Raw genomic sequence first — 23,264 nt, 5'->3', positions numbered from 1 at the left:
AACGGCACGATTGCCGCCCCGTCGCGTCACCCAAGCTGCGCGCTCAGTGCACGACGCGTTCGAACACGAGTTCGCCGTTGTCGACTTCGACCGGAATCACATCCTTCGGACCGAACTTGCCGGCCAGGATCAGCTTGGCGATCGGGTTCTCGACCTCCTGCTGAATCGCGCGCTTGAGCGGCCGCGCACCGAACAGCGGGTCGTAGCCGACCTTGCCGATGTGCTCGAGCGCCGCATCCGACACCACCAGCTGCATGTCGAGCTTCGCGAGCCGCTCATGCAGACGCTGCAACTGGATCCGCGCGATCGACTGGATGTTCGAGCGATCGAGCGCATGGAACACGACGACGTCGTCGATCCGGTTCAGGAACTCGGGCCTGAAGTGCAGCTTCACCTCTTCCCACACCGCGTCCTTCACCGCTTCCTGCGACTCGCCGACCATCGCCTGGATCACCTGCGAACCGAGGTTCGACGTCATCACGATCACCGTGTTCTTGAAGTCGACGGTGCGGCCCTGGCCATCGGTCATGCGGCCGTCGTCGAGCACCTGCAGCAGCACGTTGAACACGTCCGGATGCGCCTTCTCGATTTCGTCGAGCAGAATCACGCTATATGGCTTGCGGCGCACGGCCTCGGTCAGATAACCGCCTTCTTCGTAGCCGACGTATCCCGGCGGAGCGCCGATCAGGCGCGCGACGCTGTGCTTCTCCATGAACTCGCTCATGTCGATGCGGATCAGATGATCTTCCGAGTCGAACAGGAACGACGCCAACGCCTTGCACAGCTCGGTCTTGCCGACGCCGGTCGGCCCCAGAAACAGGAACGAGCCGTACGGACGGTTCGGGTCCGACAGACCCGCGCGCGAGCGCCGGATCGCATCGGCCACCGCGTTGATCGCCTCGTCTTGCCCGACCACGCGCTCATGCAACTTCGACTCGATCTGCAGCAGCTTTTCGCGCTCGCCCTGCATCATCCGCGACACCGGAATACCGGTGGCACGCGACACGACCTCGGCGATTTCTTCCGCGCCGACCTGCGTGCGCAAGAGACGCGGACGCTTCGGGCTGTTCTGCTCCTCGGCTTCGGCGCGCGTGACCTCCTTCAGTTGCGCTTCGAGGCCCGGCAGCTTGCCGTACTGCAATTCGGCCACCTTCTCGAGCTTGCCCTCGCGCTGCAGACGCGTGATTTCCGCGCGCGTCTTCTCGATCTCTTCCTTCAACTGAGCGCTACCCTGCACCGCCGCCTTTTCCGCGGTCCAGATTTCCTCGAGGTCGGAATATTCGCGGTTGAGCCGCTCGATTTCCTCTTCGATCAGTTGCAGGCGCTTCTGCGACGCTTCGTCCTTCTCCTTCTTCACCGCTTCGCGTTCGATCTTCAACTGGATCAGACGACGGTCGAGCCGGTCCATCTCCTCCGGCTTCGAGTCGATTTCCATCTTGATCTTCGAAGCGGCTTCGTCGATCAGATCGATCGCCTTGTCCGGCAGGAAGCGGTCCGTGATGTAGCGATGCGACAGCTCCGCCGCCGCGACGATCGCCGGGTCGGTGATGTCGACGCCGTGGTGCAGCTCGTAACGCTCCTGCAAACCGCGCAGAATCGCGATGGTCGCCTCGACCGACGGTTCGTCCACCAGTACCTTCTGGAAGCGGCGCTCGAGCGCAGCATCTTTCTCGATGTACTTGCGGTATTCGTCGAGCGTGGTCGCGCCGACGCAGTGCAGCTCGCCACGCGAGAGCGCAGGCTTCAGCATGTTGCCCGCATCCATCGCGCCTTCGGCCTTGCCGGCGCCGACCATCGTGTGAATTTCGTCGATGAAGACGATGGTCTGCCCTTCGTCCTTGGCGATGTCGTTGAGCACGGCCTTCAGGCGCTCCTCGAACTCGCCGCGATATTTGGCGCCCGCGAGCAGCGCGGCCATGTCGAGCGACAGCACGCGCTTGTTCTTCAGCGTCTCCGGCACTTCGCCATTGACGATGCGTTGCGCGAGTCCTTCGACGATCGCGGTCTTGCCCACGCCCGGCTCGCCGATCAGCACCGGATTGTTCTTGGTGCGTCGCTGCAGGATCTGAATGGAGCGGCGGATTTCGTCGTCACGGCCGATCACGGGGTCGAGCTTGCCGGCGCGGGCGCGCTCGGTCAGATCGATCGTGTATTTCTTCAGCGCTTCGCGCTGGCTTTCGGCGTCCTGACTATGCACCTGCGAGCCGCCGCGCACTGCGGCAATCGCGGTTTCGAGCGACTTGCGCGACAGCCCGTGCTCGCGCGCGAGACGGCCGGCGTCGCCCTTGTCATCAGCGACCGCGAGCAGGAACATCTCGCTCGCGATGAACGTGTCGTTGAGCTTCTGCGCTTCCTTGTCGGCCTGGTTCAGCAAACCGGTCAGGTCGCGGCCGATCTGCACGTTGCCGTCGGTGCCCCGCACCTGCGGCAGCCGCGTGATCGCGTCGTTCAGTGCGGTTTGCAGCGGTTGCACATGCACGCCAGCGCGCGAGAGCAACGAGCGGGCGGAGCCGTCCTGCTGCGCGACGAGCGCCGCCAGCAGGTGGACCGGTTCGATGTACTGGTTGTCGTGGCCAACCGCCAGACTTTGGGCGTCCGCCAGCGCTTCCTGGAATTTAGTGGTGAGTTTGTCGATTCTCATCAAGAGACCTCCAATTTCGATTACCACCAAAATGAGGCGATCTATTGGGGTTTCAAGCGCTTTTTTGGCCTCAGTCGCAACTATTTAACATTTGCGCGCAAGAACTGCCGCGATCCTTCCCCAGTGCGGCGCTGGCCGCGTTTTCACCCTCGGAGCAGGACGGATCTTCTAGTCCTTCTGGCCGAGCGCCGCAGGAGTGCCGTCCCGCGTGCCGCCCGACGGCGCTGAAATCGGCAACGGCGGCACCGCAATCGTGGCGTCGAGCCCAAGCAATGACGCCAGCGGACCTTGCGGCTGCGCGACCTCGCCTATCGTGTGGCGATCGAGCTCGGCGAGAAAAGCGAGGCTCGCCGCCTGCAACGCACCACGCAGCCGGCACTGCGATGTGATCACGCAAGGCCGCTGCACACCCTGCCGGTCCGGCAGACAGCCGACCAGGGCAAAGTCGCTTTCCGTCGCACGCACCACGTCGCCGACGGTCAACGCGAGCGATTGCGCGCCAAGCCGCAGACCGCCATTGCGGCCGCGCACGGTTTCGACCCAGCCACGCTCGCCGAGTTGCTGCACGACCTTCATAAGATGGTTCTTCGAGATGCCGTAGGCTTGCGAAATGTCGTGAATCGTCGATAATCCGTCGCCCCGCACCGCGAGGTACAGCAGCACGCGCAGCGCGTAGTCCGTGTAGTCGGTCAGTCTCATAGGCTCTGGTATGGCATGAAAGGCCGGCGGCAAGTGCCTTGAACCCGCCGATAACCGCATCGACGCCAGGGTTGCCGTGAACCAGCGCCGCGCCCTAACATGACTGGCTGGCGGCGTCGGTGTTCTGGTTGCTTTGCCAGGCTGGTTCGGATAGCAATAGTAACTTCTTACGCATCGCTTGTTGGCTCCCAAAACGGGGGGTTGGGTGCCTCGTTCCGTTCGCGCGCGCCCAGCGAAGAGGCCCCGGGGTCACTCGCGTCGGGCGTGGCCGCTTATCCCGCGACACACGCCGAAGCGCCGGAGCCGCCGCCGCCCCGCCACCACCGGCAACCGATTTTTTCTGGAATCCGCATGAATCCGTCTTTCCCCGCCGCGCCGCCGGTCGAGCGCGCGGCCGAACCCACCGACGCGAATATCCGCGACCTCGTCTACGGTTTTTACGATCGTGTGCGCGCCGATCCGCTGCTCGGCCCGGTCTTCGACGCGAAGCTCGAAGGCCGCTGGGACGACCATCTGCCGAAGATGTGCACGTTCTGGAGCAGCCTCGTGCTCGGCGCGAAGCAATATCGCGGTAACGTGCAGCAGGCGCATCAGCCGCTCGAGGGCATCGAGCCGCAGCATTTCAGCCGCTGGCTGTACCTGTTCCTCGATACGGTCGAATCGCGCTACCAGCCAGCCGCGGCGGTCCGCTTCATGGAGCCGGCGCTGCGAATCGCCCAGAGTCTGCAGTTGAGCCGTTTCGGGTGGGATTACAAGATTCCGCCGGAGCAGCAGGCGCTGCTCGAGCGGGTCGCGCCGAAGCGTCGGCCGCGCGACGACGACGATGCCGAGCACGCCTCGCGGCCGGCTGGGGAGCCGTTTCCGGTGCCGATCATCGGGCGCTCACGGGACGAGTGAACCTCGCCCGGCGCCAGCGGCCTGACGCACAGACGCCGCGTGAGCCGTTGCCGCCCCGCTGCCCGCCGCTAATTGCCTAGTCCGCCTTCCGGTTTCCCGACTCGATACCCCAACGCGCGAGCGCGGCATCGTCGGTCACACGAGCGTCGACCCAGCGCTCGCCCGCGTCGGTTTTTTCCTTCTTCCAGAACGGCGCTTCGGTCTTCAGGTAGTCCATCACGAATTCGCACGACGCAAACGCGTCGCCACGATGCGCGGCCGTCGTGGCGACGAGCACGATCTGATCGAGCGGATACAGCTTGCCGACGCGATGCACGATCAGCACCTCGATGCCGGGCCAGCGCGCACGCGCACGCTCGACGATCGCCTCGAGCGACTTCTCGGTCATGCCGGGATAGTGCTCGAGCTCCATCGTCTCGACCGTGCTGCCCTCGTTCAGGTCGCGCACGGTGCCGACGAAGCACGCCACCGCGCCAATCCGCGGATTGCGCGCGCGCAGCGCGGCCACCTCGGTATTGAGATCGAAGTCTTCGGTCTGGACGCGAACGGGCATGAGCGACTCCTGTTGGCTTCTATCGCTGGCGTGAAGTGCGTAAGCGCGGCTCAGCCGCCGGTGACGGGCGGAAAGAACGCGACTTCGCAGCCTTCGGTGATGCGGGTGCCCGCGTCGGTCATCACGTGGTTGCAGGCCATGCGCAGCGCGCGGCCTTCGGAGAGCGTCTCGGCCCAGATGCCGCCGCGCATGCGCAGCCATGCACGCACGTCGCCGACAGTCGCAATACCGTCGGGCACCTCGACGGTTTCGTCGGACCTGCCGAGCGCTTCACGCACGCTCGCAAAGTATCGGAGTTCGATCTTCATCGGGATACCGCCGGTCTGCGCTGCAAAGCCGGCCTCAGTTCAACAGTTCGGAAAACGGAATGAAGCGCACGGTTTCGCCGGCGCTGATCGCGTGGTTCGGCGGATTGTCGATCAGGCCGTCGCTCCAGACGGTCGAAGTCAACACGGCCGAGCTCTGGTTCGCAAACAGGTCGAGCCCACCCGCCGCGTTGACACGCGCGCGCAGGAACTCGTTGCGGCGATCGGCCTTGCCCTGAGTGAAGTCCGCGCGCAGCGACAGCGCGCGCGGCGCGACCGCCTGCATCCCGGCCAGACGCAGCACGAACGGCCGCACGAACAGCAGGAACGTCACGAAACTCGACACCGGATTGCCCGGCAGGCCAATGAAGAACGTTTCGGCCGCCTGATCTTCGCGCGCACCGCGGCGCACCGCGCCGAACGCAAGCGGCTTGCCCGGCTTCATCGCGATCTGCCACATCGACAGGCGCCCTTCGGCCTCGACCGCCGGCTTCACGTGATCCTCCTCGCCGACCGACACGCCGCCGCAAGTCAGGATCAGATCATGTGCCTGGGCGGCTTCGCGCAACGTCGCGCGGGTCGCGTCGAGTTGATCGGCGACGATGCCGTAGTCGGTGACTTCGCAACCGAGCTTCTCGAGCAGTCCGCGCAGCGTGAAGCGATTCGAGTTGTAGATCGCGCCGGGTTTCAGCGGCTCGCCGGGCATCGTCAGTTCGTCGCCGGTGAAAAACACGGCGACCTTGACGCGCCGGCGCACCTCGAGTTGCGCACACCCGACCGACGCGGCAAGTCCCAACGCCTGCGGCGTCAGCCGCGTGCCAGCCGGCAGGATCACCGAGCCCGCGTGAATATCGGCGCCCTGCGCGGTAATCCACTCGCCGGCCTGCGGACGATGCACGATCGTGACTTCGTCGCCGGCTGCCTCGGTTTGCTCCTGCATCACGACCGCGTCGGCGCCGGCGGGCACCGTCGCGCCGGTGAAGATGCGCGCCGCGCTGCCGGGCGCGAGCGGGCGAGGCGCATGACCGGCCGGAATGCGTTGCGAGACCGGCAGGCGGCTGCCGTGCGAGAGGTCGGCAATGCGGACTGCATAGCCGTCCATCGCGCTCGTGTTCATCGGCGGCACGTCGAGCGGCGACGTGACCTCGGCGGCGAGCACGCGATTGAGCGCGGCGAGCGTCGGCAGCGTTTCGATACCGTCGATCGGGCGCGCGGCGTCGAGCAGGATCGCTAGTGCATCGGCAGTGGCGAGCATCGGAGCACGGGGCGTGGGGGTGGACATCGGAAGTATCGAAGCCGCAGGTTAAAGGACTATTGTAGCGGCCGATGCCGTCAGCCTGGGCGGCTGGGCGTGAGGGGGAGCATTTTGTGTTTCTTGATGCCTGGCCGCAGGGGTGCGGCCAGCGATTTTCGCGCCGCGGGTACGGGCGCCGATCAACGTGAAACGATGCCGCAGCACGCGATGCCGCGTGGGCCGTCGAGCGGCTCACGCGGCCGGGCCGCCCTTATTCGCCGGTATTCGCGACGATGAAATCCTTCACCCGCTGCGCATCCGCGGGTACGACCTCGAAGCGCTGGGGCAGCGACTCGAGCCCCGAGAACGCCGCCGGCCGCTCCGGTTCGCGCAGCAGCGCCTCGCGGATCGTCTCGCCGAACTTGATCGGCTGCGCGGTCTCCAGAACGATCATCGGAACGCCCGGCTGCAGATGCTCGCGCGCGACCTTCACACCGTCGGCCGTGTGGGTGTCGATCATCGTGTCGTAACGCTGGAACACGTCGCGGATCGTCTCGACGCGGGTGTCGTGACTGCTGCTGCCCGACACGAAACCGAACTCCCTCACACGCGCGAAGTCGCCGCTTGCCGCGAGGTCGAAACCGCCCTTTTCCTCGACGTCGCGGAACAGTTGCAGCACGCGCGCCGGATCGCGGCCGAGCAGGTCGTACACGAAGCGCTCGAAGTTCGATGCCTTCGAGATGTCCATGCTCGGGCTGCTGGTGTGATATGTCTCGGCCGCCTTGCGCACGCGGTAGATGCCGGTGCGGAAGAACTCGTCGAGCACGTCGTTTTCGTTGGTCGCGACGACGAGCTTCTCGATCGGCAGCCCCATCATGCGCGCGATATGTCCCGCGCACACGTTGCCGAAGTTGCCCGACGGCACCGTGAACGACACACGCTCGTCGTTCGACTTCGTCGCGGCAAAGTAGCCCTTGAAGTAGTAGACGACCTGCGCGACGACGCGCGCCCAGTTGATCGAATTGACCGTGCCGATCTTGTACTTCGCCTTGAACGCGTGATCGTTCGACACCGCCTTCACGATGTCCTGCGCGTCGTCGAACACGCCTTGCACCGCGAGATTGAAGATGTTCGGATCTTGCAGGCTGTACATCTGCGCGGTCTGGAACGCGCTCATCTTTTTGTGCGGCGACAGCATGAATACGCGGATGCCCTGCTTGCCGCGCATCGCGTATTCAGCGGCGCTGCCGGTGTCGCCCGACGTCGCGCCGAGAATGTTCAGCGTTTCACCGTGCTTGGCGAGCGCGTACTCGAACAGGTTGCCGATCAGTTGCATCGCCATGTCCTTGAACGCGAGCGTCGGCCCGTTCGACAGCTCCAGCAGCGCGAGCGGCGCGCCGTCTTCGACGCCGAGCGTCTTCAGCGGCGTGATCTGCGCGGCGCTTTCGTCGTCGCGCACGTTGCAGTAGGTCGCGGCCGTGTAGGTTTTGCGCGTCAGCGCGCGGAGGTCGTCCGCGGGGATGTCGTCGCAGAACTTAGACAGGATCTCGAACGCGAGATCCGCGTACGGCAGCGCGCGCCAGCGCGTGAGTTCGTCCGCCGTGACGCGCGGATATTCCGCCGGCAGGTACAGGCCGCCGTCTTTCGCGAGACCGCCGAGCAGGATGTCGGAGAAGGTATGGCGCTCGCCGGCTCCGGCGCCGCGCGTGGAGAGGTAGTTCATAGTTCGGCCTAGTTCAGCGCTTCCATGCGCAGCTTCGTGACTTGCGAGACGACGGTCTTCAGCGCCTCGATCGACCTGATCGCGGCGTTGACCTGCTTTTCGACCGTGACGTGCGTGATCAGGATGATGTCGGTTTCGCCCTTGCCGTTGGAGTCGACCTGCTCCGATTCCTTCTGCAGCAGCGCATCGATCGAGATGCCGCTGTCGGCGAGGATGCGCGTGATATCGGCAAGCACGCCGGTCACGTCCGCGACGCGCAGGCGCAGGTAGTAGCCGCTCGTCACTTCGTCGATCGGCAGGATCGGCGTGTTCGACAGGCTGTCCGGCTGGAACGCCAGATGCGGCACGCGGTGTTCGGGGTCGGCCGTGTGCAGGCGCGTCACGTCGACCAGATCGGCCACCACGGCGGACGCCGTCGGCTCCGCGCCCGCGCCCTTGCCGTAATACAGCGTCGCACCGACCGCGTCGCCATGCACGACGACCGCATTCATCGCGCCTTCCACATTGGCAAGCAGGCGCTTTTCGGGAATCAGCGTCGGGTGCACGCGCAGCTCGATGCCCTGGTCGGTGCGGCGCGTGATGCCGAGCAGCTTGATACGGTAGCCGAGTTCCTCGGCGTATTTGATGTCGATCGCGGCGAGCTTGCTGATGCCCTCGACGTACGCGCGGTCGAACTGCACCGGCACGCCGAACGCGATCGCGCTCATGATCGTCGCCTTGTGCGCGGCGTCGACGCCCTCGATGTCGAAGGTCGGGTCCGCTTCCGCGTAGCCGAGCTCCTGTGCGGCTTTCAGCGCAGTCGCGAAATCGAGCCCGCGGTCGCGCATCTCCGACAGGATGTAATTGGTCGTGCCGTTGATGATGCCCGCGATGTACTGGATGCGGTTCGCGGTCAGGCCCTCGCGCAGCGCCTTGATGATCGGAATGCCGCCCGCCACCGCCGCCTCGAACGCGACCATCACGCCGTTCGCGCGCGCCGCTTCGAAGATCTCCGTGCCGTGCACCGCCAGCAGCGCCTTGTTGGCCGTGACCACGTGCTTGCCGTTTTTGATCGCGCGCAGCACGAGGTCGCGCGCGATGCCGGTGCCGCCGATCATTTCCGCGACGATCGCGATCGACGGATCGTCGACGACCGCGTTGAAGTCGTCGGTCAGCGCCACGCTGCCCGCTTCGCCGCCCAGCGCCGTGGTGGCCTTGGCCGGGTTGCGCACGGCAATGCGCGCAATCTCGATGCCGCGACCCGCGCGACGTTTGATTTCTTCCTGATTGCGGCGCAGTACCGTGAAGGTGCCGCTGCCTACCGTGCCGAAGCCCAGCAGTCCAACTTTGATCGGTTCCATGCAGCGTGTGTTTCTAGTAGAGGTTTGAAAAGGGTGTCGGGCGTGGCGCGCCTCATGTGCGAGCTTCGCGCGCCACATCGTACGCGAGCCTGGCTCAGCCCGTATGACGTTTGCGGTAGCCTTCGAGGAAACGCGCGATCCGGTGGATCGAATCCGCGAGGTCGTCGACGTTCGGCAGGAACACGACGCGGAAGTGATCCGGCGTCTTCCAGTTGAAGCCGGTGCCCTGCACGAGCAGCACGCGCTCTTCGAGCAGCAGGTCGAGGATGAACTGCTGGTCGTTCTGGATCGGATACACCTTCGGATCGAGGCGCGGGAACATGTACAGGGCCGCTTCGGGCTTCACGCAGCTCACGCCGGGGATCGCCGTCAGCATCTCATAGGCGAGCTCGCGCTGCTTGTAGAGGCGGCCGCCCGGCACGATCAGGTCGTTGATGCTCTGATAGCCGCCGAGCGCGGTCTGGATCGCGTACTGGCCGGGCACGTTCGGGCACAGCCGCATCGACGCGAGGATGCCAAGCCCTTCCAGATAGTCTTTCGCGAGCCGGCGGTTCTCGCCGGTCAGACCCGAGATCGCCATCCAGCCGGCGCGATAGCCGCACGAGCGGTAGCTCTTCGACAGGCTGTTGAACGTGACGGTCAGCACGTCTTCGGACAGCGACGCCATCGAGGTGTGCGTCTTGCCGTCGTAGACGATCTTGTCGTAGACCTCGTCGGCGAAAATCACGAGGCCGTGCTGGCGCGCGATCTCGATCAGGCCAAGCAGCAGTTCGTCCGAATACAGCGCGCCGGTCGGGTTGTTGGGGTTGATGACCACGAGCGCGCGCGTGTTCGGCGTGATTTTCGCGCGGATGTCGTCGAGATCGGGCATCCAGCTATTCGATTCGTCGCAGATGTAGTGCACTGGCGTGCCGCCCGCGAGGCTCACGCCGGCGGTCCACAGCGGGTAATCGGGCGCCGGCAGCAGCACCTCGTCGCCGTCGTTGACGAGGCCCTGCAGCGCCATCACGATCAGCTCGGAGGCGCCGTTGCCGATGTAGATGTCGTCGAGTTCGACGCCGTGCACGCCCTTTTGCTGCGTGTAATGCATGATCGCCTTGCGCGCGGCGAACACGCCCTTCGAATCGGAGTAGCCTGACGAGCCCGGCAGGTTCAGGATCATGTCCTGAATGATCTCGTCCGGCGCCTCGAAGCCGAACGGCGCCAGATTGCCGATGTTCAGCTTGATGATGCGGTGGCCCTCTTCTTCGAGCCGCTTCGCATGTTCGAGGACAGGCCCGCGAATGTCGTAGCAGACATTCAACAATTTGTTGGATTTGAGAATCGGTTTCACGGCGGGCACTTCATCCTGGTTGATGGCTGGGGCAAACCTTGGGCAAACGGGAGCCCGGCTGACGACGCCGGGCCGCTCAGATTCACCGCTACGGGGAATTCGCATGCGGCGGCGCCGGCGACGGCGGCCAGCCGCGAATGGGTCGAACTGTCGAACCGCCGCGGCTTTCCGGGCTCGGGCGCGGGAAAAATCGCAGTAAAAGCGGGCGATGCCAACACAGGTAGCTGATGGGCCACGCCGATGCGCCCAGCGCGGCTTGTGGCGGCACTTGAGCGGGGGGCGCCGCAAGGCGGCTAAAAAGTTATAATTTAGCGGATTTTGGCCGACTTCCGCAATGCACCACCCGCAACGGCAAGCCTTTTCGGCCTTCTCGTGTGTCACACGCGTCGGACCGCACGGCCTGTGCGACGTGCCGCCAGGCCAGCAACACGCATGACGTCTCACGACGACTTCGGAAAACCAATTTGAAATTACATCAGGATTCCAGCGGCGCGCTGAATACCGTCACCGGCTACGGCGCCGACTACGTCGAAATCAATCTGGTGCGTCACGCGGGCAGCCTTCTCGTGCTGCCGGACGCGCCGGTCATTCCCTGGCCCGTCTCGTCGTTCGAGCAGCTGAGCGCCGAGCATTTCGCGATGCTGGTCGACGCCGCGCCCGAAGTGGTCGTGTTCGGCAGTGGCGAGCGGCTGCGCTTTCCGCATCCGCGCCTGACCGCCGCGCTCACCGCGAAACGCATCGGCGTCGAAACGATGGACTTCAAGGCCGCCTGCCGTACTTACAACATTCTGATGGCCGAGGGCCGCAAGGTCGCGGCCGCGTTGCTGATCGAAGCCTGAGCGCGTCGGGCGCCCCGCCGTGCCGGAACCCAGCGCCGCGCCCGTGCGCGCGCAGCCGATAAAAAAAGGTTGAAATTCATGAACGATACGCCCTCGAGGCTACCGCTCAATCGCACCGCGATCCTGTTGCTGGTGCTGGTTCTCGCCGTGATCTGGTTCGTGCCGCTCGGCTGGCGCCATCTGCTGCCGAGCGACGAAGGCCGCTACGCTGAAATGGCGCGCGAAATGTTCCTGACCGGCGACTGGATCACGCCGCGCTACAACGCCTACAAGTATTTCGAGAAGCCGCCGCTGCAAACCTGGGCGAATGCCCTGACGTTCGCATGGTTCGGCATCGGCGAATGGCAGGCACGCCTTTACACCGCGCTGACGGGCTTCGCCGGCGTGCTGCTGATCGGCTTCACCGGCGCGCGCGTATTCAATGCGGCAACCGGGGTGTTCGCGGCGCTCGTGCTCGCCTGCTCGCCGTACTGGAACCTGATGGGCCACTTCAACACGCTCGACATGGGCCTGTCGTTCTGGATGGCGCTCACGCTGTGCTCGCTGCTGCTCGCGCAGCGCCCCAGCCTGCGGCCTCCGTGCGTGCGCGGCTGGATGTGGGTGTGCTGGGCGTCGATGGCGCTGGCCGTCCTGTCCAAGGGCCTCGTCGGGCTGATCCTGCCGGGCGCGGTGCTCGTGCTCTACACGCTGATCGCGCGCGACTGGGCGCTCTGGAAACGCCTGCATCTGGTGAGCGGTCTGATCATCTTTTTCGCGATCGTGACCCCGTGGTTCGTGCTCGTGCAGCAACGCAACCCGGAATTCCTGAACTTCTTCTTCATCGTCCAGCAGTTCAAGCGCTATCTGACGCCCGAGCAGAATCGCCCCGGCGCGTTCTACTACTTCGTGCCGGTGTTGCTGTTGGGCTTCCTGCCGTGGCTGTCGGTGACCGTGCAAAGCATGCGCCACGCGTGGCGCCAGCCGCGCCAGCCGAACGGCTTCGCGCCGGTCACGCTGATGCTTACGTGGATCGTCTTCATCTTCCTCTTCTTCAGCGCCTCGCACTCGAAACTGCTGTCCTACACGCTGCCGATCGCGCCGCCGATCGCGATGCTGATCGGCCTGTACCTGCCGCTCGTCACGCGCGAGCAGTGGCGCCGGCATCTGGCGGGATATGCGCTGTTTTTCGTGGCCGCCGCGTTCGTGGCGCTTTTCCTGCCGCGTTTCGGCTCCGAGCGTAATCCGGCCGAGCTGTACGCCGCGTTCCGGGGGTGGGTGCTCGCCGCGCTGGCCGTCGCTCTCGTGCTCACGCTGTTCGCGCTGTGGCTGAACCGCCACGGCAAGGGCGGCTCGAGCCCCCATGCCCGGATCGGTCTGGGCAGCCTCGCCGCGTTCGGCGCGGGCTGGCTGCTGCTCGGCACGATTGCGGGCACCGGCCACGACGTGTTCGGGCGCGTGAGCTCCGGCGCCCCTCTCGCGCCCGCGATCAAGGCCGAGCTCGCGAAACTGCCGCCCGACACGCCGTTCTACTCGGTCGGCGTGCTCGACCATACGCTGCCGTTCTACATCGGCCACACGATGATCATGGTCGCGCACCCGGACGAGCTTGCGTTCGGCGTCTCCGTCGAGCCGCAAAAATGGGTACCGACGATGGACGCATGGATCGAGCGCTGGAACACCGAACGCTATGCGCTCGCGTTGATCCCGCCGCCGACCTACGACCGTCTGGTGAAACAAGGCGTGCCGATGCAGGTGATCGCGCGCGACCCGCGTCGCGTGGTGGTCATGAAGCCGCTCGCCGATGCGGCTCCGGCCGACGCCTCCACGCCCGCGACCAAGCCATAACCCTTTCGAGAACCATACCGTTCGATGAACCCGATTTCCCTCTTCTGTATCCTCGCCGGCGTCACGCTGAATGCCGGCGCGCAACTGTTGCTCAAAGCCGGCACGAATGCCGTTGGACACTTCGAATTCTCCCGTGCGAACATCCTGCCCATCGGCTTCAAGCTGGCAACCCAGCCGCCGATCATCGGCGGGCTCGCCTGCTACGTGATCAGCGTGGCGGTGTGGATCATCGGTCTGTCGCGCGTGGATGTGTCGATCGCCTATCCGATGCTGTCGCTCGGCTACGTCGTCAACGCGATCGCCGCGTGGTATCTGTTCGGCGAAGTGATGTCGGTGCAGAAGCTGGTCGGCATCGGCATCATCCTCGTCGGCGTGGTCGTGCTCGCGCGCAGCTAGGCGCCGCACCGCGCAGGAACCCGGGCGGAGCACGAGCCGCCTAAGCCTGACGTAAGGTTAGCCGCGGTAACCTGACCGGTTGCGTTTTTTCGGCCGCGGCCTTGGGTTTGCGCGTAGTTTGTGGTTTACTTCGCGCCCGTCGGGCCGCACCCCTTTCAATCGAGCGATGGATTCATGAGCCAGTCAAAAGACCCGTTTTTGCCGTTTGTCAAACCCGAGATCGATGAGGAAACGATCCAGGGCGTCGCCGACGTGCTGCGTTCCGGCTGGATCACCACCGGCCCGCAGAACCAGAAGTTCGAAGCCGCGCTCTCCGAGTTCTGCGGCGGCCGTCCGGTGCGCACCTTCAATTCCGGCACCGCGACGCTCGAAATCGGCCTGCGCATCGCCGGCGTCGGTCCCGGCGACGAAGTCATCACGACGCCGTCCACCTGGGTTGCGACCAGCAACGTGATCCTCGAAACGGGCGCGACGCCGGTGTTCGCGGACATCGACCCGGTCACGCGCAACATCGATCTCGACCTGCTCGAAAAAGCGATCACGCCGCGCACCAAGGCATTGATGCCGGTGTTCCTGTCCGGCCTGCCGGTCGACATGGACCGTCTGTACGCGATCGCCCGCGCGCACAAGCTGCGCGTGATCGAAGACGCCGCGCAGGCGTTCGGCTCCACCTGGAGGGGCGAGCGCATCGGCAAGCTCGGCGACATCGTGTCGTTCAGCTTCCACGCGAACAAGAACCTGACCTCGATCGAAGGCGGCGCGCTCGTGCTGAACAACGAAGAGGAAGCGGTGCTCGCGCAGAAGTACCGCCTGCAGGGCATCACGCGCACCGGCTTCGACGGCATGGACTGCGACGTGCTCGGCGGCAAATACAATCTGACCGACGTCGCCGCGCGCGTCGGCCTCGGCCAGCTGCCGCATCTCGCGCGCTTCATCGCGCAGCGCAAAAAGCTCGCACGCGCGTATTTCTCGCAGTTCGAAGGCGGCGCGGCCGTCAAGCTCGGCGTCGGCCTGCCGTTCGCCGACTTCGAAAACAGCAACTGGCACATGTTCCAGATCACGCTGCCGCTCGAAAAGCTGTCGATCGATCGCGCCGGCTTCATGGGCGAGCTGAAAGAACGCGGCATCGGCTCGGGCGTGCACTACCCTGCGCTGCACCTGTTTTCCTTGTACCGCGCGCGCGGCTTCAAGGAAGGCATGTTCCCGCACGCGGAGCGCTTCGGCGCCTCCACCGTCACGCTGCCGCTCTTCACGCTGATGAACGAAGGCGACGTCGAGCGGGTGTGCCGTGCGGTCAACGAAATTTGCGAACACTACGGAAAGTAAGCGGACATGACTTATTCGCAACATCGCGCCGTCGCGCCGGAAGTGTCGATCATCATTCCGGTGTACAACGAGGAAGCCGGGCTGGCCGCGCTGTTCGCGCGCCTTTATCCGGCGCTCGACGCGCTCGGCACCGGTTATGAAGTGATCTTCATCAACGACGGCAGCCGTGACAAATCCGCCGCGCTGCTCGCCGGGCAGTTCCGGCTGCGCCCCGACACGACGCGCGTGATCCTGCTGAACGGCAACTACGGCCAGCACATGGCGATCCTCGCGGGCTTCGAGCAATCGCGCGGCGACATCGTGATCACGCTCGACGCCGACCTGCAGAATCCGCCCGAGGAAATCGGCAAGCTCGTCGCCAAGATGCGCGACGGCTTCGACTACGTCGGCACGATCCGTCGGCAGCGCCAGGACAGCTTGTGGCGCCGCAAGGCGTCGCGCGCGATGAATCAGCTGCGCGAGCGCATCACGCGCATCAAGATGACCGACCAGGGCTGCATGCTGCGCGCGTACAGCCGCCACATCATCGATACGATCAACCGCTGCGGCGAAATCAACACGTTCATTCCGGCGCTCGCGTACACGTTCGCGCAGAACCCCGTGGAAATCGAGGTCGCGCACGAAGAACGCTTCGCCGGCGAATCGAAGTACTCGCTGTACTCGCTGATCCGTCTGAACTTCGACCTCGTCACCGGCTTCTCGGTCGTGCCGCTGCAATGGCTGTCGTTCATCGGCGTGATCCTGTCGCTGGGGTCCGCGGCGCTGTTCGTCCTGCTGCTGATTCGCCGCTTCATCATCGGCGCGGAAGTGCAAGGTGTGTTCACGCTGTTCGCCATCACGTTCTTCCTGCTCGGCGTGATCATCTTCGCGCTCGGCCTGCTCGGTGAGTACATCGGCCGGATCTATCAGCAGGTGCGCGCGCGGCCGCGTTACCTCGTGCAGACCATTCTCGAAGAGCAGGACAGCGCGGCCATCGCCGAAGCGCCGCGTGAGAGCGTCACGCCTCGTGTGCAGCCGGTGCCGGTCGCCGATCAGGGCCGCAATCCATGAAGCCGCGCGCCGTCGTATTCGCGTATCACAACGTCGGGGTGCGCTGCCTGCAGGTGCTGCTCGCGCGCGGCGTCGACGTGGCGCTCGTCGTCACGCACGAAGACAACCCGAGCGAGAACATCTGGTTCGGCAGCGTCGCATCGGTGGCGGCCGAGCATGGTATCGCCGTGGTCACGCCGGCCGATCCGAAGAGCCCGGAACTGCGCGCCGCGGTGAGCGCCGCGCGGCCGGACTTCATCTTCTCGTTCTACTACCGCCACATGTTGCCGCTCGACCTGCTCGCGATTGCCGCACGGGGCGCTTACAACATGCACGGTTCGCTGCTGCCGAAGTATCGCGGCCGCGTGCCGACCAACTGGGCGGTGCTCAACGGCGAGAGCGAAACCGGCGCGACGCTGCACGAAATGGCCGCGAAGCCCGACGCGGGGGCAATCATCGCGCAAACCCCGGTGCCGATCCTGCCCGACGACACCGCCGCGCAGGTCTTCGACAAGGTTACCGTCGCCGCCGAGCAGACGCTCTGGCGCGTGCTGCCGGCGCTGCTCGCAGGCGAGGCGCCGCATCTGCCGAACGATCTCGCTCACGGCAGCTACTACGGCGGGCGCAAGCCGGAAGACGGCCGCATCGACTGGAACCAGCCCGCGCAGCAGGTCTACAACCTGATCCGCGCGGTCGCGCCGCCGTATCCGGGCGCGTTCACGGATGTTGACGGCCGGCGCTTCATCGTCGCGCGCGCGCGGCTCGCGGCGCCCGGCGCGCTCCGCTCGGATTTGCCCCCGGGCCTGCACGTAAGCGATAATGCCGTTTTCGCGATTTGCGGCGACGGCCGCACCATCACCATCCACGAATTGCGGCACCAGCACGACGGCGGCGAGACTGCCGTCAGTCCGGCGGAATTCGCCCAGCTCATCCAATCTCATTCATGAAAAAAGTCCTGATTCTGGGTGTGAATGGCTTCATCGGCCATCACCTGTCCAAACGCATTCTCGAAACGACCGACTGGGAAGTGTTCGGGATGGACATGCAGACCGAACGTCTCGGTGACCTCGTCAATCATGAGCGGATGCACTTTTTCGAAGGCGACATCACGATCAACAAGGAGTGGGTCGAATATCACATCCGCAAATGCGATGTGATCCTGCCGCTCGTTGCGATCGCCACGCCCGCCACCTACGTGAAGCAGCCGCTGCGCGTGTTCGAACTCGACTTCGAGGCGAACCTGCCGATCGTGCGTTCGGCCGTCAAGTACGGCAAGCACCTCGTGTTTCCGTCGACCTCCGAGGTCTACGGCATGTGCACGGACGAGCAGTTCGATCCGGAAGAGTCGCAACTGTCATACGGCCCGATCAACAAGCCGCGCTGGATCTACGCGTGCTCGAAGCAGTTGATGGACCGCGTGATCTGGGGCTATGGCATGGAAGGCCTGAACTTCACGCTGTTCCGTCCGTTCAACTGGATCGGCCCGGGCCTCGACTCGATCTACACGCCGAAGGAAGGTAGCTCGCGCGTAGTCACGCAGTTCCTTGGCCATATCGTGCGCGGCGAGAACATCAGCCTCGTCGACGGCGGCGCGCAGAAGCGCGCGTTCACCGACATCGACGACGGCATCAGCGCGCTGATGAAGATCATCGAGAACAGGAACGGCGTCGCCACCGGCAAGATCTACAACATCGGCAACCCGACCAACAACTTCTCGGTGCGGGAACTCGCGCACAAGATGCTGGCGCTCGCGGCCGAATTCCCCGAATACGCGGAATCGGCGAAGAAGGTGCAACTGGTCGAAACGTCGTCGGGCGCGTACTACGGCAACGGCTATCAGGACGTGCAGAACCGCGTGCCGAAGATCGACAACACGAAGCAGGAACTCGGCTGGGCACCCACGTCGACCTTCGACGAAGCGCTGCGCAAGATTTTCGAAGCGTATCGCGGCCACGTCGCGGAAGCCCGCGCACTCGTCGAACAGCAATAAGGGCGGAGCCTTGGCTCGTATCGTCCTGAAGATCGACGTCGACACGCTGCGCGGCACCCGCGAAGGCGTGCCGAATCTCGCGCGTATCTTCGACCGCTTCAAGGCACGCGCCACCTTCCTCTTCAGCCTCGGCCCCGACCACACCGGCTGGGCGATCCGCCGCGTGTTCCGGCCGGGCTTTCTGAAGAAGGTGTCGCGCACGTCGGTGGTCGAGCATTACGGCGTCAGGCAACTGATGTACGGCGTGCTGCTGCCCGGCCCGGACATCGGCGCGAAGGCCGCAGCCGAGATGCGCGCGATCCACGAAGCCGGCTTCGAGTGCGGCATCCACACGTGGGATCACGTGTACTGGCAGGACAATGTGCGCGCCAAAGATCGCGCGTGGACCGTCGAGCAGATGCAGCAGAGTCACGCGCGCTTCATCGAAATCTTCGGCGCGCCGCCCATCACGCACGGCGCAGCGGGCTGGCAGATGAACGGCCACGCCTTCGAGCAGATCGACGCGTGGGGCATGCGCTATGCGTCCGACGGCCGCGGCCACTCGCCGTATCTGCCGGTGGTGAACGGCAAAACGCTCAGGCACGTGCAAATGCCGACCACGCTGCCCACGCTCGACGAAGTGCTCGGCGTCGACGGTGTCGGCACGCACAATGTCGCCGCGTGGATGCTCCGGCAGACGGAAAAAAACCCGCATGACCAGGTGTTCACGCTGCACGCGGAACTCGAAGGACAGAAGCTCGCGCCGGTGTTCGAACAACTGCTCGAAGGCTGGCGCGCGCAGGGCCACACTTTCGCGACGATGGGCGATTACTACGCCACGCTAGACCGCGACACGCTGCCATCGTACCCTGTTACGTGGGGTGAAATTCCGGGGCGTTCCGGCGAGCTGATCGTCCAGCCCTGAAGGGCGGCGGCGCGGGCATCGTCAGAAAGCACGCCGCTTGCTACTGGGTCGGACGCTCGGGCAATGGCGCGAAAACCAGTCAGTCACCGCGCTCCGTCCGTGTCCCGCACGACAGCCACCTCGACGACATTCCGGCCGACGTCGCGACACCTGGCGACGCCGGCCCCAACAACCGGAGAACCTCGTGTCCATTGCAGTCGACCAACCCGTCCCCGACTTCACCGCCGCCGCGACGGGCGGCGAGATCACGCTGTCCAAGCTGCGGGGCAAGAAGGTGGTGCTGTATTTTTATCCGAAGGACAATACGCCGGGATGCACGACCGAAGGGCTGCAGTTCCGCGATCTGTATCCGAAGTTCAGGAAGGCCGGCGCTGAAGTGATCGGCGTGTCGCGCGACAGCCTGCGCTCGCATGAGAACTTCAAGGCCAAGCTCGAACTGCCCTTCCCGCTGATTTCGGATCCGGAAGAAGCGCTTTGCGCGCTGTTCGCCGTCATCAAAATGAAGAAAATGTATGGCAAAGAGGTACGGGGAATCGAGCGCTCCACGTTCCTCATCGACGCCGATGGCGTGCTGCGCCAGGAGTGGCGCGGCGTGAAAGTACCGGGCCACGTCGACGATATTCTGGAGGCTGTACAAGCGCTTTGAGGCGCGTTATATTGGGCCGCAATGAGTGCCAGTCCACCCCACATTTCTCTCCGCTGCGCCAGCTCTGACGGCCGCTCGTCCGGATCCACCGGTGCCGTTCGGAACGTGAGGCGCAACGAGAACATCATCGTCGAGCCGCTTGCCCCGAATACCCGGGCGGCGGCTTTTTTAATTGCGCGCGACCGTCCGTTCATCGGGCCGCGCGCTTCCGTCAAGGAGCCTATCGAAGACCAGGCGAACCGGCATCTCTAGACCGAATGCGCGCCTCCTCGCGCAAACTGGGTGCTCCGTGAGGGCATCGGCAGAATGCGACGGGCGGCGCACGATATGTGACCCGATCATTTCGAGGGAAACCATGCCTTTGCCTACTCCCCCCAGCAAGCTCGGCAATCTTTTGTCGCCTGACGAATACAAGGCCAAAGCCGTCACGCCCGCGCGCTCCACCGCGAAAAAACAGGCGCGTGAAGGGGAATCCGCAGAGTCGGCCGATTACGGCCGCGCCAATGTCGCCACACCGATGGCGCACGCCGCCAATGCCGCCACCACGTTGCGGCCCGTGCCCGCCGTCGAGCCGCCTGCCGCCGTGCAACCCGCGCCGGCGCGCGGCCGCAGGACCAAACAGACCGCTGCGCTGTTGCAGCCGGTGCCGGCCACGCGTCCACAGCTCGAAGCCGCTGAGGATGACGCGCAGCCGGCCGTCGCGCGCGCGCCCGCCGCGAAGCAGCCGGCGTCCGAAACAGCCACCGCACCTGCCGCGGCGACAGTGGCCACCACGCGCAAGAAGCGCGGCACGAGCGCGACGCCCGTCGAGGTGCAGAAGCTGTTCGTGCTCGACACGAACGTGCTGATGCACGACCCGAGCTGTCTGTTCCGCTTCGAGGAGCACGACGTCTATCTGCCGATGATGACGTTGGAAGAGCTCGACAACCACAAGAAGGGGATGTCGGAAGTCGCGCGTAACGCGCGTCAGGTGAGCCGCACGCTCGACTCGCTCGTCGCGAACGCAGGCGACATGGCCGACGGCATTTCGCTCGCGCGTCTGGGCAGCCGTGAGGCGTCCGGGCGGCTGTACTTCCAGACCCGGCTGACCGCGATCGAGCCCGTTGAAGGTCTGCCCGAAGGCAAGGCCGACAACCAGATCCTCGGCGTCGTGCGCGCGTTGCAGCGCGACCGCGCCGATCGCCAGGTCGTGCTGGTGTCGAAAGACATCAACATGCGCATCAAGGCGCATGCGCTCGGTCTGCCCGCCGAAGACTACTTCAACGACCAGGTGCTCGAGGACAGCGATCTGCTGTACACGGGCATTCGCGCGCTGCCGCAGGATTTCTGGACCCGGCACGCGAAGGGCATGGAAAGCTGGCAGGACACGAAGACCGGCACCACGTACTACCGCGTGACGGGTCCGCTGTGCGCATCGATGCTGGTCAACGAGTTCGTTTATCTGGAGCCGCAGAACGGCGAACCCGCGTTTCATGCGCTGGTGCGCGAGCTGAACGGCAAGACGGCGCTGCTGCAAACGCTGCGCGACTACGGCCACCACAAGAACAACGTGTGGGGCATCACGGCGCGCAACCGCGAGCAGAACTTCGCGCTGAACCTGCTGATGAACCCGGAAATCGACTTCGTCACGCTGCTCGGCCAGGCCGGCACCGGCAAGACGCTGGTCGCGCTCGCGGCGGGCCTTGCGCAGGTGCTCGACGACAAACGCTACAACGAGATCATCGTGACGCGCGCGACGGTGCCGGTCGGTGAAGACATCGGCTTCCTGCCGGGCACCGAAGAGGAAAAAATGCAGCCGTGGATGGGTGCATTCGACGATAACCTCGAAGTCCTGCAGAAAACCGACGACGCCGCCGGCGAATGGGGCCGCGCCGCGACCCAGGAGTTGATCCGCTCGCGCCTGAAGATCAAGAGCATGAACTTCATGCGCGGCCGCACGTTCGTCGACAAGTATCTGATCATCGACGAGGCGCAAAACCTGACGCCGAAACAGATGAAGACGCTCGTCACACGCGCGGGTCCGGGCACCAAGATCATCTGCCTCGGCAACATCGCGCAGATCGATACGCCTTATCTGACTGAGGGCAGCTCGGGCCTGACCTACGTGGTCGACCGTTTCAAGGGCTGGGCGCACAGCGGACACGTGACGCTCGCGCGCGGCGAGCGCTCGCGCCTCGCCGACTACGCGTCGGAGATTCTCTAGGCTTTCGCTGGGATTTTTCCGGCTCTTCATCGCAAGCCGCGTCCGGTTCGTTCCGGACGCGGCTTTTTATTGCCCCGGCGTTCCGCGCGGGCAACACTTAGCGCGCAAACTTCAAGTAATTTATCAACATTTCTTGCGGCAGCCTTGTGGGGCGACTAACATCGCGACATCGTCAGTGAGTAAATGGGCGCTTACCGCCCCTGCCGTCTTCATGCGCCGACTCGCCATTTCGCTGCTGCCCGTCCTGCTGCTCGCCGCCTGCGCCGGCGCGCCGCAAAAGACGTCGCGTGGCTCGGGCGGCATCGTGGCCGCGAATGGCGCCTCTCACACGCCCCCGCCCGGCTTCCCCCACTTCGTCGATCACAGCATCGGCCGCGAGGAAATCTCGATTCAGGCGATGAGCCTCGTCGGTGTTCCGTACCGCTGGGGCGGCAATACGCCCGATAGCGGTTTCGATTGCAGCGGACTCGTGCGCTACGTGGTGCTGCGCGCCGCGTCGGTGAACCTGCCGCGCACGACCGCCGAGATGAGCGGGCGCGGCGAATCGATCGAACCCGACGAAATCGCGCCCGGCGATCTGATCTTTTTCAATACGACGGGGCGCGCGCATTCGCACGTCGGCATCTATGTCGGTAAGCTGCGCTTCGTCAACGCGCCGTCGACGGGCGGCACGGTGCGGCTCGACTATCTGACCAACCCCTACTGGGCCAAGCGCTTCGACGGCATCCGCCGGATGGCGGGACCGACCGCGACGCCGGCGCCGTTCGATACGCCGAGCTATCAGGCAGCAGCCCCGCAGACGGAGCGCGGTGTGGCGGCAACCGCCGCGGGCACGGGAACCATCGTGGCGGTTCCGGCAACGTCGGCCTATGCGGGAGCGCCGCCGACGGCAACGGCCCAGCGGGTCACGGACGCGACCACGGCGGCCGATGCAAGCGGCGATGCGCCTGTCGCGCAAGCCGATCAGTTCGAGCCGCCGCCGGGCCTCGGCACTGCGCAGTGGCAAGCGCGCCCGGCGGGCGCCGCGGCACCCGCGGTGGTCCCGGTGGCTCGAGGCAGTACGCATGAAAACGGCGCTTCTTCCCCCATCCAATCGATGCAGCCGGCGACTACTGCTCGCGCCCTACCGCCAGCTGCACCCGACGCAATCAACGCCGCCGCCGATGCGTTCGAACCGCCGCCGCCCGCGTCCGTCGCGCAACGCCAAGCCCGGCAGGCGCAACAGATCGACGACACCGTCGGCGGCGTACGGCTCATGCGCGCATCGACGGCTTCCCACGGCATGCCCGCGCCCACGCAAAGCGGCGACGACCCGATTGCCCGTTTCGCGAACGGCAACTACTGAGGCCCTGATCTGCTATCGTCATCGATATTCTTTCGAC

20 protein-coding genes are annotated in these 23,264 nt (G+C 65.1%); 12 read left to right on the top strand and 8 right to left on the bottom strand.

Annotation, left to right across the window (positions count from 1 at the left end; translation table 11 throughout):
- Positions 1 to 43: 43 nt before the first annotated feature.
- Together clpB and LJ655_RS07390 are read right to left on the bottom strand one after the other, a co-directional pair.
- Positions 44 to 2,641, bottom strand: a complete 2,598-nt coding sequence (gene clpB / locus LJ655_RS07395; RefSeq protein WP_230560596.1) for an ATP-dependent chaperone ClpB — start codon at positions 2,639 to 2,641, stop codon at positions 44 to 46.
- Positions 2,642 to 2,809: 168 nt separating this feature from the next.
- Positions 2,810 to 3,340 carry an Rrf2 family transcriptional regulator gene (locus tag LJ655_RS07390; RefSeq protein ID WP_230560595.1) on the bottom strand — a complete coding sequence of 177 codons (531 nt, stop codon included), beginning with the start codon at positions 3,338 to 3,340 and terminating at the stop codon, positions 2,810 to 2,812.
- 351 nt (positions 3,341 to 3,691) lie between these two features.
- Here LJ655_RS07390 and LJ655_RS07385 point away from each other — a divergent pair, with 351 nt between their 5' ends.
- Complete coding sequence (locus tag LJ655_RS07385; protein WP_230560594.1) at positions 3,692 to 4,237, top strand: group III truncated hemoglobin; 546 nt, start codon at positions 3,692 to 3,694, stop codon at positions 4,235 to 4,237.
- A 76-nt stretch (positions 4,238 to 4,313) separates the two neighbouring features.
- On the opposite strand, the gene LJ655_RS07380 is transcribed toward LJ655_RS07385, so the two are convergent.
- The 6 genes from LJ655_RS07380 to LJ655_RS07355 all read right to left on the bottom strand — a co-directional run bounded on the left by LJ655_RS07380 (position 4,314) and on the right by LJ655_RS07355 (position 10,734).
- Positions 4,314 to 4,790 carry a molybdenum cofactor biosynthesis protein MoaE gene (locus LJ655_RS07380; RefSeq protein WP_230560593.1) on the bottom strand — a complete coding sequence of 159 codons (477 nt, stop codon included), beginning with the start codon at positions 4,788 to 4,790 and terminating at the stop codon, positions 4,314 to 4,316.
- A gap of 50 nt (positions 4,791 to 4,840) precedes the next feature.
- A complete protein-coding gene (gene moaD, locus LJ655_RS07375; RefSeq protein ID WP_230560592.1) occupies positions 4,841 to 5,098 on the bottom strand; it encodes a molybdopterin converting factor subunit 1 in 258 nt (85 codons plus the stop codon).
- 34 nt (positions 5,099 to 5,132) lie between these two features.
- Positions 5,133 to 6,350: a molybdopterin molybdotransferase MoeA gene (locus LJ655_RS07370; protein WP_230560690.1), complete on the bottom strand. Its 1,218-nt coding sequence runs from the start codon at positions 6,348 to 6,350 to the stop codon at positions 5,133 to 5,135.
- 250 nt (positions 6,351 to 6,600) lie between these two features.
- Positions 6,601 to 8,052 carry a threonine synthase gene (thrC, locus tag LJ655_RS07365; RefSeq protein WP_230560591.1) on the bottom strand — a complete coding sequence of 484 codons (1,452 nt, stop codon included), beginning with the start codon at positions 8,050 to 8,052 and terminating at the stop codon, positions 6,601 to 6,603.
- A gap of 8 nt (positions 8,053 to 8,060) precedes the next feature.
- Positions 8,061 to 9,392 carry a homoserine dehydrogenase gene (locus LJ655_RS07360; RefSeq protein ID WP_230560590.1) on the bottom strand — a complete coding sequence of 444 codons (1,332 nt, stop codon included), beginning with the start codon at positions 9,390 to 9,392 and terminating at the stop codon, positions 8,061 to 8,063.
- A gap of 94 nt (positions 9,393 to 9,486) precedes the next feature.
- A complete protein-coding gene (locus LJ655_RS07355) occupies positions 9,487 to 10,734 on the bottom strand; it encodes a pyridoxal phosphate-dependent aminotransferase (RefSeq protein WP_329959688.1) in 1,248 nt (415 codons plus the stop codon).
- 455 nt (positions 10,735 to 11,189) lie between these two features.
- Between LJ655_RS07355 and LJ655_RS07350 the strand changes: the two genes are divergently transcribed.
- From LJ655_RS07350 to LJ655_RS07300, 11 genes are all read left to right on the top strand, one after another.
- Positions 11,190 to 11,564, top strand: coding sequence for an Mth938-like domain-containing protein (locus LJ655_RS07350; protein WP_230560588.1), 375 nt, complete (start codon positions 11,190 to 11,192; stop codon positions 11,562 to 11,564).
- Between the two features lie 78 nt (positions 11,565 to 11,642).
- The gene (locus LJ655_RS07345; RefSeq protein ID WP_230560587.1) at positions 11,643 to 13,388 is read left to right on the top strand and encodes a glycosyltransferase family 39 protein; all 1,746 of its coding nucleotides are present in this window, start codon (positions 11,643 to 11,645) and stop codon (positions 13,386 to 13,388) included.
- A 24-nt stretch (positions 13,389 to 13,412) separates the two neighbouring features.
- Positions 13,413 to 13,784, top strand: a complete 372-nt coding sequence (locus LJ655_RS07340; RefSeq protein ID WP_230560586.1) for an SMR family transporter — start codon at positions 13,413 to 13,415, stop codon at positions 13,782 to 13,784.
- Positions 13,785 to 13,958: 174 nt separating this feature from the next.
- Positions 13,959 to 15,110 carry a DegT/DnrJ/EryC1/StrS family aminotransferase gene (locus LJ655_RS07335; RefSeq protein ID WP_230560585.1) on the top strand — a complete coding sequence of 384 codons (1,152 nt, stop codon included), beginning with the start codon at positions 13,959 to 13,961 and terminating at the stop codon, positions 15,108 to 15,110.
- A gap of 6 nt (positions 15,111 to 15,116) precedes the next feature.
- The gene (locus LJ655_RS07330; RefSeq protein ID WP_230560584.1) at positions 15,117 to 16,160 is read left to right on the top strand and encodes a glycosyltransferase; all 1,044 of its coding nucleotides are present in this window, start codon (positions 15,117 to 15,119) and stop codon (positions 16,158 to 16,160) included.
- Positions 16,157 to 17,086: a formyltransferase gene (locus LJ655_RS07325; RefSeq protein WP_230560583.1), complete on the top strand. Its 930-nt coding sequence runs from the start codon at positions 16,157 to 16,159 to the stop codon at positions 17,084 to 17,086. The genes LJ655_RS07330 and LJ655_RS07325 overlap by 4 nt, the downstream gene beginning before the upstream one ends.
- Positions 17,083 to 18,129, top strand: coding sequence for a bifunctional UDP-4-keto-pentose/UDP-xylose synthase (locus LJ655_RS07320; RefSeq protein ID WP_230560582.1), 1,047 nt, complete (start codon positions 17,083 to 17,085; stop codon positions 18,127 to 18,129). Before LJ655_RS07325 ends, LJ655_RS07320 begins: the two co-directional genes overlap by 4 nt.
- 10 nt (positions 18,130 to 18,139) lie before the next feature.
- Positions 18,140 to 19,033, top strand: a complete 894-nt coding sequence (locus LJ655_RS07315; RefSeq protein ID WP_230560581.1) for a polysaccharide deacetylase family protein — start codon at positions 18,140 to 18,142, stop codon at positions 19,031 to 19,033.
- 184 nt (positions 19,034 to 19,217) lie between these two features.
- Positions 19,218 to 19,679: a peroxiredoxin gene (locus LJ655_RS07310; RefSeq protein ID WP_230560580.1), complete on the top strand. Its 462-nt coding sequence runs from the start codon at positions 19,218 to 19,220 to the stop codon at positions 19,677 to 19,679.
- A 355-nt stretch (positions 19,680 to 20,034) separates the two neighbouring features.
- The gene (locus tag LJ655_RS07305) at positions 20,035 to 21,882 is read left to right on the top strand and encodes a PhoH family protein (RefSeq protein ID WP_230560579.1); all 1,848 of its coding nucleotides are present in this window, start codon (positions 20,035 to 20,037) and stop codon (positions 21,880 to 21,882) included.
- 211 nt (positions 21,883 to 22,093) lie between these two features.
- Entirely contained in the window at positions 22,094 to 23,227 is a 1,134-nt protein-coding gene (locus LJ655_RS07300) for a C40 family peptidase (protein ID WP_230560578.1), read from the top strand.
- The last annotated feature ends 37 nt before the right edge of the window (positions 23,228 to 23,264 follow it).

Origin of the sequence: Paraburkholderia translucens, assembly GCF_020881035.1 — a bacterium.
GTDB lineage: Bacteria > Pseudomonadota > Gammaproteobacteria > Burkholderiales > Burkholderiaceae > Paraburkholderia > Paraburkholderia translucens.
Note: the sequence above shows the minus strand (reverse complement) of the source record. Positions and strands in the feature narration are given on the sequence as shown.